At 70.1% G+C, this 13,245-nt stretch carries 11 protein-coding genes; 5 read left to right on the forward strand and 6 right to left on the reverse strand.

Annotation, left to right across the window (positions count from 1 at the left end; translation table 11 throughout):
* Nucleotides 1-38: 38 nt before the first annotated feature.
* The 4 genes from V3391_RS08275 to V3391_RS08290 all read right to left on the reverse strand — a co-directional run bounded on the left by V3391_RS08275 (nucleotide 39) and on the right by V3391_RS08290 (nucleotide 5,631).
* Entirely contained in the window at nucleotides 39-2,858 is a 2,820-nt protein-coding gene (locus V3391_RS08275; protein ID WP_332077965.1) for a serine/threonine-protein kinase, read from the reverse strand.
* A 9-nt stretch (nucleotides 2,859-2,867) separates the two neighbouring features.
* On the reverse strand, nucleotides 2,868-3,437 hold the full coding sequence (locus V3391_RS08280; protein WP_332077966.1) for an ECF-type sigma factor: 570 nt from the start codon (nucleotides 3,435-3,437) through the stop codon (nucleotides 2,868-2,870).
* A gap of 61 nt (nucleotides 3,438-3,498) precedes the next feature.
* Nucleotides 3,499-4,311 carry a bifunctional DNA-formamidopyrimidine glycosylase/DNA-(apurinic or apyrimidinic site) lyase gene (gene mutM / locus V3391_RS08285; RefSeq protein WP_332077967.1) on the reverse strand — a complete coding sequence of 271 codons (813 nt, stop codon included), beginning with the start codon at nucleotides 4,309-4,311 and terminating at the stop codon, nucleotides 3,499-3,501.
* Nucleotides 4,312-4,374: 63 nt separating this feature from the next.
* Complete coding sequence (locus V3391_RS08290; RefSeq protein ID WP_332077968.1) at nucleotides 4,375-5,631, reverse strand: 6-phosphofructokinase; 1,257 nt, start codon at nucleotides 5,629-5,631, stop codon at nucleotides 4,375-4,377.
* 122 nt (nucleotides 5,632-5,753) lie between these two features.
* Here V3391_RS08290 and V3391_RS08295 point away from each other — a divergent pair, with 122 nt between their 5' ends.
* From V3391_RS08295 to V3391_RS08305, 3 genes are read left to right on the forward strand one after another with little or no spacing between them, the layout of a single operon-like run.
* Nucleotides 5,754-6,332 carry an adenylate kinase gene (locus tag V3391_RS08295; protein ID WP_332077969.1) on the forward strand — a complete coding sequence of 193 codons (579 nt, stop codon included), beginning with the start codon at nucleotides 5,754-5,756 and terminating at the stop codon, nucleotides 6,330-6,332.
* 53 nt (nucleotides 6,333-6,385) lie between these two features.
* Entirely contained in the window at nucleotides 6,386-7,744 is a 1,359-nt protein-coding gene (gene mpl, locus V3391_RS08300; protein WP_332077970.1) for a UDP-N-acetylmuramate:L-alanyl-gamma-D-glutamyl-meso-diaminopimelate ligase, read from the forward strand.
* Nucleotides 7,745-7,775: 31 nt separating this feature from the next.
* A complete protein-coding gene (locus V3391_RS08305; protein ID WP_332077971.1) occupies nucleotides 7,776-8,369 on the forward strand; it encodes an LON peptidase substrate-binding domain-containing protein in 594 nt (197 codons plus the stop codon).
* Here V3391_RS08305 and V3391_RS08310 read toward each other — a convergent pair.
* Entirely contained in the window at nucleotides 8,337-10,355 is a 2,019-nt protein-coding gene (locus V3391_RS08310) for a bifunctional DedA family/phosphatase PAP2 family protein (protein ID WP_332077972.1), read from the reverse strand. The two genes, V3391_RS08305 and V3391_RS08310, sit on opposite strands and share 33 nt — an antisense overlap.
* Nucleotides 10,356-10,557: 202 nt before the next feature.
* Here V3391_RS08310 and V3391_RS08315 point away from each other — a divergent pair, with 202 nt between their 5' ends.
* Nucleotides 10,558-11,238 carry a protein kinase family protein gene (locus tag V3391_RS08315; protein WP_332077973.1) on the forward strand — a complete coding sequence of 227 codons (681 nt, stop codon included), beginning with the start codon at nucleotides 10,558-10,560 and terminating at the stop codon, nucleotides 11,236-11,238.
* A gap of 147 nt (nucleotides 11,239-11,385) precedes the next feature.
* On the opposite strand, the gene V3391_RS08320 is transcribed toward V3391_RS08315, so the two are convergent.
* The gene (locus V3391_RS08320; protein WP_332077974.1) at nucleotides 11,386-12,117 is read right to left on the reverse strand and encodes a hypothetical protein; all 732 of its coding nucleotides are present in this window, start codon (nucleotides 12,115-12,117) and stop codon (nucleotides 11,386-11,388) included.
* 108 nt (nucleotides 12,118-12,225) lie between these two features.
* Between V3391_RS08320 and V3391_RS08325 the strand changes: the two genes are divergently transcribed.
* On the forward strand, nucleotides 12,226-13,044 hold the full coding sequence (locus tag V3391_RS08325; protein WP_332077975.1) for an SDR family oxidoreductase: 819 nt from the start codon (nucleotides 12,226-12,228) through the stop codon (nucleotides 13,042-13,044).
* Nucleotides 13,045-13,245 lie beyond the last annotated feature (201 nt).

Below are 13,245 nucleotides of genomic sequence, written 5' to 3' on the forward strand. Positions count from 1 at the left end.
ACATTGCAGGAAGACCGGGCGAGCGCGTGCCCAGGGCTTCAGAATCTGGCCAGCAGCACACCGCAGCGCTTGCGGGCGGCCTCGATGTCGCGGCTGATCGCGCCGCCCTCCGGCTGGGCAGCGCGGACCTGGGTGGCGAGCGCTGCGAGGTCGTCCCGGGCGCGCAGCGCACCGGGCGCGGCGCAGCGCAGCGCGGCGGCATGGGCGCGCGCGATCCAGGCGATCTTCCGCAGTTCGCTGTCGTCGGGCGGCGTGCGGGCGAGGCGGTCCAGTCCGGCCAGTGCCTCGACATCGCCGGCGTCCGCGGCGATGCGATCACGCGACAACGCCGCGCGCAATGCGTTGGGATGCTGCGCGCCGTAGGCCTCGGCGGTGATGGTGGCCGCGTCTCCTAGGTGGCGCGTGCCGGCGCCCGGCTCGAGCGCCGCTTCCACTTCGCCGAGCATCCGCAGCGTGTCGCCGACCAGTCCGTGACGCGGGCCGAAACGCGCTTGGCGCAGCGCGAGGGATTCGAGCAGCAGCGGCTGCGCCTGGGCGTCCCGCCCTGCGGCGTGCAGCACCATCCCGTGATTGAACAGACCGTCGGCGAGCATCGCGTTGGGGCTGGTCTGGCGCCAGATGTCGACGGTGCGCGCCAGCGATTCCAGCGCCGCGTCCTCGTCGCCGCGTTCCCAGGCGACGATGCCGAGGCTGTTGTGGATGCGCGCGACGTCGGCATGGCGCGCGCCGAGCCGCGCGACCGTCCAGACCAGCGCATCGCGGAACTCCGCTTCGGCTTCGGCGAAGCGTCCTTGGTCGACGTGCAGGGCGGCCAGTTGCCGGCGCGCATCGAGCGTGGCCGGATGGCGCGCGCCGTGCAGTGCGAGCGCGAGCGACAGCGCCTCGCGGCAGCTCTCTTCGGCCGGCCGCGTGCGACCGTCCGCGCGCAGCAATGCGCAGCGCGTGCGCAGCAGTTCGACCGCGAGCGGATGGCGCGGATCCAGACGCTTTCGCAGGCGGTCGAGCGCGGCATCGGTCCCGGCCAGCGCCTCGGTGATCTCGCCGGCGGCGCTGTGCAGCGAGGCGAGATCGGCGAGGCTTTCGATCGTGCCGGCTTCGTCCGGCACCGCGCTGTCGCGTCGCAGTTTGAGCGCACGCCGGAACAGCAGGCGCGCGCTTTCGGGCTCGCCGATGTCGCGCCGGCCGCGCCCCAGCTGCGTGTACAGCTCGGCCGCCTGCCGCGGCAGCAGTTGTTCGCGCTGCAGCGCCAGCGCCTGCAGTGGCTGCATCGCCGCGATCGCGTCGCGCGGCCGGCCGAGCAACCGCAACGTGCGGCCATGGTCGCTGGCCGACTGCAGGCGCAGACTGGGCGGTGCATCGGCCATGCCGCCGACGACGGCCGACTGCCGTTCCAGCAGCGCCAGCGCCTGATCGTAATCGCCGAGTCCGAGACGCAGGCGCGCGATCATCCCGTAGAGTTCGGCGCGTGCCACCGGCTGGTGCGCGAGCTCCGCATCGCCGCGTTGCACGCCGGCTTCGAGCAGCTGGCGGATGTCGAGTGGCGCACCGCCGGCCGCAGCGCCGGCCTGCTCGAACAGACCGACGACGAAATCCTGCATCGCCTGCGCGCGCGCCGATTCCTCGATCGCCTGGTTCGCCTGCCAGGTCACCGCGACCATCGAGGCCACGAGCGTCAACGCCACCAGCGCCGCGCTCGACACCGCCCAGCGGTGCCGACGCAGATACTTGCCCACGCGATACGACAGCCGCTGCGGCCGGGCCAGGATCGGCTTGCCGTCGCTCCAGCGCCGCAGGTCGAGCGCGAAGGCCTCCACCGACGCGTAGCGATCGGCGGGCGCCTTTTCGAGCGCGCGCAGCACGATGGTGTCGAGGTCGCCGGCGATCGCGCGCGCCATGCGCTTGCGCTGCACCGGCTCCACGCCATCGTCGACGCTGCGCAGCAACGTCTGCGACGGTCTGGGCGGATCGGCATCGAGAATCGCCTGTTCCCACTGCGCATCGGTGATGCGTGCGGGCTGATAGGGCTTGCGCCCCGACAGCAGTTCGTAGAGCACGACGCCCAGCGAATACACGTCGGTCATCGTCGTGACCGGCTCGCCGCGGATCTGTTCCGGCGCGGCGTAGTGCAGGGTGAACGCGCGCACGCCGGTACGCGTGTGTTCCGGCGCTTGGCCGGCGGTGTCGAGCAGTTTGGCGATGCCGAAATCCAGCAGCCGCACATCGTCGAGTGCGGTGACGAGGATGTTCGAAGGCTTGAGATCGCGGTGCACGATGAGGTTCGTATGCGCGTGGCTGACCGCGTCGCAGACCTGCAGGAACAGGCGGATGCGGTCCGCGACACCCGGCTGGTGGCGCCTGCACCAGTCGGTGATCGGCTCGCCGTCGATGTAGTCGAGTGCGAGATAGGGCTGCTGGTCGGCGCTGATGCCGGCGTCGAGCAGGCGCGCGATGTGCGGATGTTCCAGCCGCGCGAGGATCTGCCGCTCGCGGGTGAAGCGCAGGCGCAGGTCGGGATCGGCCAGGCCGGGCCGCAGCAGTTTCAGCGCGACGCGGCGCTCGTACAGACCATCGGCACGCCGTGCGAGCCAGACCTGGCCCATGCCGCCTTCGCCGAGCAGCCGTTCGAGTTCGTAGGGGCCGACGTGGCGGCCGGGCAGCATGCCCGACAGTGCGGCGACGATCGGTTCGGCGAGGAAGTCCTCGCGTTCGGCGTCCAGCGCGAGGAGCGCTTCGAGCTCGGCAGCGAAGGCGGGGTCGTCCAGGCGGACGGTGGCCAGCGCCGCCGCGCGCGCGTCGTCATCGAGTTCCAGCAACGCGTCGAGGGCTGGGGACAGCCGCTGCCAGCGCGCGCTGTCCATGCGCGGCGCTCAGTCTTCCCGCAACGACGCCAGCAGGTACATCCGCGCCTTCTGCCAGTCGCGGCGGATGCTGCGTTCGGAGCGGTCCAGCAACGCGGCGATCTCCAGTTCCGACAGACCGGCGAAGTACCGAAGTTCGACCACCTGCGCCAGTTTTGTGTCGACCGCGGCCAGCCGCGTCAGTGCGATATCCAGCGCCAGCGTGTCCTCGTCCAGCCGCAGGCCGCTTTCGATGTTCTCCGGTAGCTCGGTGACGCGGTGCAGATCACCGCCGCGCTTCTGCGCGAGCCGCTGCCGGGCGTAGTCGACGACGACGCTGCGCATCGCCGATGCGGCATAGGCGAAGAAATGCGCACGGTCGTCGAAACGCGCCTCGTGGCGACCGATCAGTTTGAGGTAGGCCTCGTGCACCAGCGCGGTCGCATCGAGCGTATGCCCGTGTTGGCCGGCGAGCTGGCGCCGGGCCATCTGGTGCAGTTCCTGGTAGAGCGTGGCGAGCACGCGATCGAGCGCGTCGCGATCTCCGCCGCGCGCGGCATCCAACCACTGGGTGATCTCGGCAACCTGACCCTCGTGCATGCCCGGCCCTCGCCCCGCGCCGCGACTATAGCGCTTATCCGGGACCGGGCGCGGCAGGCCATCAGCGCTGGCAGCGCGGGCACCAGACGGTCGCGCGCTGGCCCACCAGCGCCTGCCGGAGCGGCGTGCCGCAGGCCGGGCACGGCAGGCCGCCGCGCCCGTACGCGGACAGCTCCTGCTCGAAGTAACCGGGCGCGCCATCGGGACTGATGAAGTCACGCAGGGTGGTGCCGCCGCGATTGATCGCATACGCCAGGATCCGCTTCACCTCCGCCGCCAGCCGCGCATAGCGTTCGCGCGAGATGCGCCCGGCATCGCGCAGCGGCGAGATGCCCGCGGCGAACAGCGCCTCGGCCGCGTAGATGTTGCCCACGCCGACCACGATGCGCTGGTCCATCAGGAAGGTCTTCACCGGCGCGCGGCGGCCACGGCTGGCGAAGAACAGATGGTCGCCGTCGAAGACGTCGTCGAGCGGTTCCGGGCCGAGATCGCGCAGGAGGTCATGCGTGTCGCCGGGCGCCTGCCACAGCAGGCAGCCGAACCGGCGTGGATCGTTGAAGCGCAGGATTTGCCCGGAATCGAGCGTCATGTCGACGTGGTCGTGCGTGCGCACCGGCACGTCCGGATCGAGCACGCGCAGACTGCCGGACATGCCCAGATGCAGCAGCGCGCTGCCGGCACCGGTGTCGAGCAGCAGGTATTTCGCGCGCCGGCGGATCGCCTCGACGCGCTGGCCGGGCAGCACGGTCGAGACTTCACCGGCGATCGGCCAGCGCAGGTCCGGCCGCCGCAGCACGACGCTGCGGATGGTGCGGCCGAGCACGTGCGGCGCCAGACCGGCGCGGGTGGTTTCGACTTCGGGCAGTTCGGGCATGCGTTCTAGATCGGGCGTTGCCGCGCGGATTCAATCCACGCGGCTGAACGCGAGACGGATCGATCAGCCCGTCCAGCCGGGCAGGCGCTTCGCAACCGCAGGCGCATCGACCGTCGCGTACTTCGGCAGCCCGTCGCGGCCGTACGGCGGCGGCGCTTCACCGCGGATCAGCGGCTCGAGATAACGCCGCGCGGCCGGGGTGATGCCGAAGCCGTCGCGGCGGATGAAGCCGGCCGGCATGATCTTCTCGTGGTTGGCCACCTTCTCCAGCGGCGCGGCCTCGATCGTCCAGCGGTAGGGCGCATCGGAGGTGCGCCTGATCGACGGCATCGTCGCGTTACGGCCGGCGAGGGCGAACTGCACCGCCGCGCGCCCGACCGCCATCGCCTGGTCGACATCGGTCTTCGACGCGACGTGCCGCGCCGAGCGCTGCAGGTAGTCGGGCAGCGTCCAGTGCACCTTGTAGCCCAGCGTGTCCTTGACCCGGCCGGCGAGATGCGAGGCCACGCCGCCGAGCTGGGTGTGGCCGAACGCGTCCTGCCCACCGCCCGCATCGGCGACGAAGCGGCCGTCCTTGTCGCGGATGCCTTCGCTGGCGACGACGACGCACCAGCCGACGCGCTCGACGACGCGCTGCACCTGGGCGAGGAAGGCGGCCTCGTCGTAGTCGCGTTCCGGGAACAGGATGATCTGCGGCGCGTCGTCGGAACCCTGTCCGGCCAGGCCCGCGGCGGCGGCCAGCCAGCCGGCGTGCCGGCCCATGGCCTCGTAGACGAAGACCTTGGTCGAGGTGTCGGCCATCGCCGCGACGTCGAGCGCGGCTTCGCGCACCGACACCGCGGTGTATTTCGCCGCAGAGCCGAAGCCCGGGCAGCAGTCAGTGACGGCGAGATCGTTGTCGATCGTCTTCGGCACGCCGATGCAGGTCAGCGGGTAGTCGAACTGCGCGGCGAGCTGCGAGACCTTGAGCGCGGTGTCGGCCGAGTCGTTGCCGCCGTTGTAGAGGAACCAGCGCACGTCATGCGCGCGCAGCACCTCGATCAGGCGTTCGTACTTGGCGCGGTCGGCCTCGATCGATTTGAGCTTGTAGCGGCACGAGCCGAATGCCCCGCCCGGCGTGTGCGCGAGCGCGCGCACCGTGGCCAGCGGAATCTTCGACGCATCGACCAGATCCTCGCGCAGCGCGCCGAGGATGCCGTTGCGCGCCGCGAGCACCTTGACCCGCCGGCTGCGCGCTTCCTGCAGCACCGCCGACGCGGTGGCGTTGATGACGGCGGTGACACCGCCGGACTGGGCGTAGAGCAGGGTTCCGGACGTCATTGCACGTGTCCTTTCGATGGCCTGAGGCGGGATACGGTAAGCTGGCGCGGCCGTCCGCCGCCGTGTCGTTCGAGTGTACGTCGGAGCGGTGGCGCGGTCCCCCACAGTTGCAGGAGCGTTCGATGCGTTTGGTTCTTCTCGGTGCGCCCGGTTCGGGCAAGGGCACGCAGGCGGCGCGGTTGAAGGACCATCTGCAGGTGCCGCACATCTCCACCGGCGATCTGCTGCGCGCCGAAGTGGCCGCCGGCACGCCGCTCGGCCTCGAGGCCAAGGCGATCATGGCGCGCGGCGATCTGGTCTCCGACGAGATCCTGCTCGGCATGCTGGAAGACCGCTTCTCGCGCGACGACACGCAGTCGGGCTTCATCCTCGACGGCTACCCGCGCAACCTCGCCCAGGCGGCCGCGCTCGACGCGCTGCTGGTCAAGCTCGGCACGCCGTTCGATGCCGCCGTGCAGCTGGAAGTGGATAACGAACAGATCATCGCGCGCCTCGCCGGCCGCGCGCAGGCCGAAGGCCGCGCCGACGACAGCCCCGAATCCGTGCGCCATCGCCTCAACGTCTACGACCAGCAGACCGCGCCGGTGATCGCGTTCTATCGCGAGCACGACCAGCTGACCGTCGTCGACGGCGTGGGATCGCTCGACGACGTGTTCGACCGCATCGTCAAGGCGATCGGTCGGGAGCAGGCGGCGGCCTGATCGCACGCGCGTCGCCTGTCGTTGACTGTGCCGCCCTGCAGGAATTCCGCGTCGTGAAACTTCATATCCTCGGCATCGCCGGCACCTTCATGGGCGGCGTCGCCGCGCTCGCGCGCGAACTCGGCCACGCGGTCGAAGGCAGCGACCAGGCGGTGTATCCGCCGATGTCGACCCAGCTCGAAACGCTGGGCATCACGCTGCACCAGGGCTACGACCCGGCGCACATCGGTGACGACGTCGACCAGGTCGTGGTCGGCAACGCGCTCTCGCGCGGCAATCCCGCGGTGGAAGCGGTGCTCGACGCCGGACGCGCCTACACGTCCGGCGCCGAGTGGCTGCGCGACAACGTGCTGCCCGGCCGCGAAGTGCTCGCCGTTGCCGGCACCCACGGCAAGACCACGACGACGACGATCCTGTCCTACCTGCTCGAAGCCGCGGGCCGCGCGCCGGGCTTCCTGATCGGTGGCGTCGCGGAAGACTTCGGCGTGTCGGCACGCATCGGCAGCGGACGCGAGTTCGTCGTCGAGGCCGACGAATACGACACCGCCTTCTTCGACAAGCGCAGCAAGTTCGTCCACTACCGTCCGACGGTCGCGATCCTCAACAACCTCGAGTTCGACCACGCCGACATCTTTCCCGATGTCGCCGCGATCCAGCGCCAGTTCCACCATCTGGTGCGCACGGTGCCGGCGCGCGGACGCTTGATCGTCAACGGCCACGACGCGCGCCTGGGCGAAGTGCTGGCGATGGGCTGCTGGACGCCCGTCGAGCGCTTCGGCTTCGACGCCGGGTTCGAATGGTGCGCGGTGAAGCGCAGCGACGACGGCAGCGTATTTCAGATCCTGCGCGGTGGCGTGTCGGTCGGCACGGTCGAATGGCCACTGCTCGGTGATCACAACGTGCTCAACGCGCTCGCCGCGCTCGCGGCCTGCGCGGCGGTCGGCGTCGATATCGCGGCACTGTTGCCGGCGCTCGCCGCGTTCCGCAGCGTCAAGCGGCGGATGGAAGTGCTGGGCAGCGCGGGTGACGTCACCGTCTACGACGACTTCGCCCATCACCCGACCGCGATTGCGACGACGCTCGCCGGTCTGCGCGCGAAGGTCGGCGATGCGCGCATCGTCGTGGCGATGGAGCCGCGCAGCAATTCGATGCGTCTGGGCGCACACGCCGATGCGCTGGCGCCGTCGCTCGATCTCGCCGACGTGGTGGTGTTCCTGCATCGCCCGGAGCTGGCCTGGGATGCGGGCGCGGTGGTGTCCGCCGTCCGCGGCGAATCGCGCGCGGTGGCCGATGTCGATGCGCTGCTGGCCGACCTCGCCGCGCGCGTACGGCCCGGCGACCATGTGGTCTTCATGTCCAACGGCGGGTTCGACGGCGCACCGCGTCGCTTTGCGCAACGCCTGCGCGACTGAGGTTTCGCATCGGCCTGCGTACACTGGACGCATGCAAGACGACACTTCCCTGCCGCTGTTCCCGTTGCGCACCGTGCTGGTGCCCGGCGCCGCGCTCGGCCTGCGCGTGTTCGAGCCGCGCTATCTCGATCTCGTCCGCGAATGCGGCCGTCGCGGCAGTGGATTCGGCATCTGCCTGATCCTCGACGGCGACGAGGCCGGCGCGCCGGCGACGCCCGCGGGCGTCGGCACGGAAGCCCGCATCGAGGATTTCGACACCGGCGCCGACGGCCTGCTGACGCTGCGCGTGCGCGGTGCGCGCCGGTTCCACGTGCGCCGCACGCGGGTGCGCGACAGCGGCCTGATCATCGCCGATGTCGACTGGTGCGCCGCCGATCCCTCGATCGAGCTGCAGCCCGAACATGCGCTGCTCGGCGTGGTGCTGCGCAAGATCCTCGAACACATCGACGGCGCGGACCAGACGTTCCCGGAGCCGCACTTCGACGATGCGGCCTGGGTGGGCTGGCGGCTCGCGGAACTGCTGCCGCTCGAGCAGCCGCATCGCCAGCAGCTGTTGCAGCTCGACGATCCCGACGAGCGGCTGGAAACCCTGTTACGGCTGGTCGATGTCGTCGACGACGAGTGAGCCGTCCGCCGTGCGCACACGCAGCGTCGGCACGCCCGATTGCGGGTGCACGTCCTCGCGCGACGGGAAGGCTTCGAGCACGTCGCGCAGACCGCGGTGCACGCCGTGCGCATCGGGCTGCGGCTGCCACAGGCCGAAGGCACTGAACGGACGCGTATAGAGCATCGACTGGCTGGTACCGATCCACAGCTCTGTGCCATCGTCGAGCACCGCCGGGGCGCGCCACAGACGCAGCACTTCGACCCGGTCCGCATCACCGTCGCGGCGCATCAGCAGCGTTTCCGCGAGCGTGTCCAGCGTCGCCGGCAGCACCGGTTGTTCGGCCTGCGGCACGCTGTCGTCGAGCAGATTGATCACCCGCATCCAGTCGGCCTGCGGCTGCACGCGCCAGCCCTTGGCCTCGAGCTGCGTCTGCAGCGGCGCCAGCGGGCCGGCGATCTGCAGATCCAGCGGCCAGCGATGGGCGGGATCACGCTCCCGCAACTGGCCCGGCAACCGCGCCCAGTCCGACGCCCACCAGTCCTGCGCCGACAGCGTGACCGTCGACGGCTTGGGCGCGAACTTCGCGAGCAGCGGATCCACCGCGCGCGGCGCATGCCACAGCGCGGCCACGGCGAAGGTGATGTAGAAGATCAGCGCGACCGGACGCATCCAGAACGAGCGCTCGACGTGGCGCCGGTAGGCGATGCCCAGCACCAGCAGCCAGACGATGCCCAGCAGCATGCCGCCGACGATGTCGCTGAGCCAGTGCGCGCCTAGATACAGACGCGAGAAACCGAGCACCGCGACGACCACGCCCGACACCAGATACGGCCACACGCGCGTGCGGCCGGGCAGTTCGCGTGCGATCAGCACCGCGAAGAAGCCGAACACGATCGTGCACATCGTGATCTCGACCGCAGGGAAGCCGAAGCCGCCGTGCACGGTGGGCGGCTTGGGCATGTCGATCACCGCGCCCAGCAGCGCGGTCAGCGCCATGCCGAACGCCAGGGCGGCCAGCCAGTGCGCGGCGCCCAGCCAGCGCCGGCGCCAGATCAGCCACGCGAGCGTCAATGCGACCGCAGGGCCGAGCACGTGGACGTCGCCGATCGACGCGAGTCCCGCCATCAGGCGGTCGGCCAGCGGGTTGCGCAGCTCGTACATGAACTGGAACACGGTCTGGTCGATCAGCAGCGGCTCGCCGCGCATGATCACCGTCGCCAGCAGGGCGAAGCAGGCCCAGCCGATCGCCAGCAGACAGACCGCGAGGATCGCCAGCGATGCGGATTCGGGGCGCTTGGGATCGACCAGCGCGATCGCGTAGCGACCGAGCCAGGGATGCGCGCGCGACCACGCCAGCAGACGCGCGAGCAGTGAATTGGCATGCGCATCGAACCAGCGGTAGCTGTAGATGACGATCGCCCAGGCCAGCGCCAGTACCACCAGCAGCGCGCCGAGCACCAGCGCCAGACGGTCGGCGACCGCAGCCACCGCGTCATAGGACGCGCCGAACAGCCAGCCCGGCGCGAGGAACAGCGCACCCCACGACAGACAGGCTGCGAAGCTGATCGGCAGGTACTGGCGCATCGGCATGTGCGCGATGCCGGCGATGGCCGGCACGAACGGGCGGATCGGCCCGACGTAGCGCGCGACCAGGATGCTCTTGATCGCATTGCGCCGGAACACGAGTTCGCTGCGGTCGAGCAGCTGCGGATACTTGCTGAAGGGCCACACGGTGCGCAGGCCGTGGCCCCAGCGACGGCCGACCCAGTAGCTCACGCCGTCACCGGCCATCGCGCCGAGCGCGGCGCAGGCCACCGCGTAGGGGCCGGAAATTTCGCCCAGACCGATCAGCACGCCGATCGCGAACAGGATCGGCAGGGCCGGGACGATCGCGCCGAGGATGATCACCGAATCGCAGAACGCGATGAGGAAGATCACGAGGCCGGCCGCGACCGGGTGGTTGCCCACCCACGTCACCAGGCTGTTGAAGAAGTCAGTGAGCATCCGGCCATTATGACAGCGGTGGATGACCGTCCCCGGACCACGATGGGGCAATGGCCTTGTGCGAGGGCCACGCTGCATCGATATGCGGCGCAGGATCGCGAAACCTCGCACGCATGCGGTGCATCGGTGCGGATTACGTTGTGGGCCCACGCCGGAGCGATCGCCCCGGGCCGCGCCCGCCGTCGCTCCGTACAATGACGCGATGTCCGCACACGATGCCAGGGCCGCCAGGGCCACCGAAGCAAAAGCGCTGAAGTCCGACAGCTTCGGCCGCATCTCCTTGATGCGCGGCGCAGACGGCGGTCTGTTCGTGCGCCGCGACCTGCGTCACGTGCCGCTGTGGCTGCGCCTGCCGGCGTGGTGGCTGGCCCGGCGCGAAGCGCGCGGGCTGGCGGCGGTGGCCGGCATGCAGGACGTGCCGCAGCTGCTCGCCTGGACCGGGCGCCAGCTCGATCGCAGCTACATGTCCGGCGACGCGATGTACCAGCGCCCGCCGCACGGCGATCTTGTCTACTTCCGCCGCGCGCGTCGGCTGCTGCAGGGCCTGCACCGCCGAGGCCTCGCCCACAACGATCTCGCGAAGGAAGCCAACTGGCTGGTGCTCGACGACGGACGCCCGGCGATCATCGATTTCCAGCTCGCGGTGCGCGGCAATCCACGTTCGCGCTGGATGCGTCTGCTAGCCCGCGAGGATCTGCGCCATCTGCTCAAGCACAAGCGCATGTACTGCCGCGCGTCGCTGACGCCGGTTGAGAAGCGCGTGCTCAAGCGCACCTCATGGCTGCGCGATGTCTGGTTCCGTACCGGAAAGCCGGTCTACCGCGTGGTCACGCGGAAGATCCTCAAGTGGGAAGACAATGAAGGGCAGGGGCCGAAGCCCTGAGAACCTGTTCAATGTCCTGCTGCGCTTGTCAGCTGGCGCGCGTGCGGTGCTCGGAATGCTCACGTACCACACGTACGCTGCGCTTCCTGCGCTCCACCACGCGCCATCTGGCGGCGCTCGCGACGGACCTTGAGCAGGTTCTACGCCTCAGTCGGCCTCTCGCAGGGCGATGACGCTGCGGCCCTGGTAGCGACGGTCGGCGTCGAAGTCGTAGCCCAGTTCGAGCGTGCCGACGTCTTCGCAGGCGTGACAGGTGCGCATCGGCACATCGAAGCGCAGACGCACGCCGCCGTCGGGCAGCACTTCGCTGCCGACTGCCTGCGCCGGCGCGAACGGCATCGCATCGGGATGCGCATCGAGGAACGGCTTGAGTTCGCCGCGCAGACGCACCGCGCCCGCAGGCAGCACGTTCTCGTCGACATCCACCGAACGCCCGTCCGCATCGACCAGCCACAGACCCTGGTTGGTGTTCGCGCGGAACGGATAGGTGATCTCGGCGTGTCCAACGCCTTCGACCTCGCGCCAGGCGCTGACATGCCCCGGATTGTCGAGTGCGATCAGCCGCGTGCTGGCCGCGATGGCCTCTGGGGCTGCGCCTGCTGCGCGCATCGTCGACAGCAGACAGTCGTCGACATCCGCCGTGCCGGTGCGACACGGCGACAGATCGCCCTGCCAGACCGACTTCGCGCTGACGACGAGGTCGCCGTCGGCTGCCGCCGCAAGGTCGTCGGCCGCCACGGCAGGCGGGGGCGCGTCCATCGGCGCAGGCGTCGGCGTCTCCGCTGCAGGCGCCAGCGCTGCGGGCGCGGTGGCCGGCGGCGCGGCGTCGCACGCGGTCAGGGTCAGGGCGAACAGCGCGAGGGCGGCAACGTGGCGCATCGGCGGATCCTGCGGCGGGAAAGGCCCCAGTATCGCGCCGCTTGCTGAACGTGTCGGAGACCCCGCGCGCATAATGGCGATGACTCCATCGCAGGACAGGACCGCCGCATGTCGACACTCGCCGGCAAGACCCTTTTCATCACCGGCGCTTCGCGCGGCATCGGCCTGGCGATCGCCGAACGCGCCGCGCGCGATGGCGCGAACGTCGCGATCGCCGCGAAGTCCGAGGTCGCCAATCCCAAGCTGCCCGGCACCATCCACAGCGCCGCGCGCAGTGTCGAAGCCGCCGGTGGCCGCGCGCTGGCACTCAAGTGCGACATCCGCGAAGAAGATCAGGTGCGCGCCGCGGTCGCCGCCACGGTCGATGCCTTCGGCGGCATCGACATCCTGGTCAACAACGCCAGCGCGATCTGGCTGCGCGGCACGCTGGACACGCCGATGAAGCGGTTCGACCTGATGCAGGAAGTCAACGCGCGCGGCAGTTTCCTGTGCGCGCAGGCCTGCCTGCCGCATCTGCAGAAGTCCCCCAACCCGCACATCCTGACCCTGTGCCCGCCGCCGTCGCTGGATCCGAAGTGGTGGGCGCCGCACACCGGCTACACGCTGGCGAAGATGGGCATGAGCTTCGTCACGTTGGGGCTCGCGGCCGAGTTCGGGCCACAGGGCGTCGCGGTCAATGCGCTGTGGCCACGCACGCTGATCGGCACCGACGCACTGAACATGATTCCCGGCGTCGAACGCGGCAACGGACGCAGCCCGACGATCATGGGCGACGCCGCGCACGCGATCCTCGTCCGCGACGCCGCCGGTTTCCACGGCCGTTTCCTGATCGACGACGAAGTCCTCGCCGAAGCCGGCATCACCGATCTCGACGCCTACGCGATCGATCCCGCGCAGCCGCTGTTGCCGGATCTGTTTCTCGACTGAGCGCGGCTCGGAGCCCCTCGCCCTCCGGGAGAGGGGTTGGGGTAAGGGCTCCGCTTCGCAAACACCTGCGTCCGAGACGCAACCCAGCACCTCTCCCTCCGGAAGAGTTCGACGCGCGAAGCGCGTCGGGTGAGGGCTGGGGATCCATCACATAGCGTCCAGACAACAGCATCTGTTCCGCCTGGCATCCTCTGCCGTCGT

Origin of the sequence: Luteimonas flava, assembly GCF_036584485.1 — a bacterium.
Lineage (GTDB): Bacteria > Pseudomonadota > Gammaproteobacteria > Xanthomonadales > Xanthomonadaceae > Luteimonas > Luteimonas flava.

Excerpts from the sequence above, each read along its gene's own strand:
- V3391_RS08280 (WP_332077966.1), bottom strand. The coding sequence starts at position 3,437 with ATGCACGAGGGTCAGGTTGCCGAGATCACCCAGTGGTTGGATGCCGCG.
- V3391_RS08320 (WP_332077974.1), bottom strand. The coding sequence starts at position 12,117 with ATGCGCCACGTTGCCGCCCTCGCGCTGTTCGCCCTGACCCTGACCGCG.
- V3391_RS08315 (WP_332077973.1), top strand. The coding sequence starts at position 10,558 with ATGTCCGCACACGATGCCAGGGCCGCCAGGGCCACCGAAGCAAAAGCG.
- V3391_RS08290 (WP_332077968.1), bottom strand. The coding sequence starts at position 5,631 with ATGACGTCCGGAACCCTGCTCTACGCCCAGTCCGGCGGTGTCACCGCC.
- V3391_RS08310 (WP_332077972.1), bottom strand. The coding sequence starts at position 10,355 with ATGCTCACTGACTTCTTCAACAGCCTGGTGACGTGGGTGGGCAACCAC.
- V3391_RS08325 (WP_332077975.1), top strand. The coding sequence starts at position 12,226 with ATGTCGACACTCGCCGGCAAGACCCTTTTCATCACCGGCGCTTCGCGC.
- V3391_RS08295 (WP_332077969.1), top strand. The coding sequence starts at position 5,754 with ATGCGTTTGGTTCTTCTCGGTGCGCCCGGTTCGGGCAAGGGCACGCAG.
- V3391_RS08305 (WP_332077971.1), top strand. The coding sequence starts at position 7,776 with ATGCAAGACGACACTTCCCTGCCGCTGTTCCCGTTGCGCACCGTGCTG.
- mutM (WP_332077967.1), bottom strand. The coding sequence starts at position 4,311 with ATGCCCGAACTGCCCGAAGTCGAAACCACCCGCGCCGGTCTGGCGCCG.
- V3391_RS08275 (WP_332077965.1), bottom strand. The coding sequence starts at position 2,858 with ATGGACAGCGCGCGCTGGCAGCGGCTGTCCCCAGCCCTCGACGCGTTG.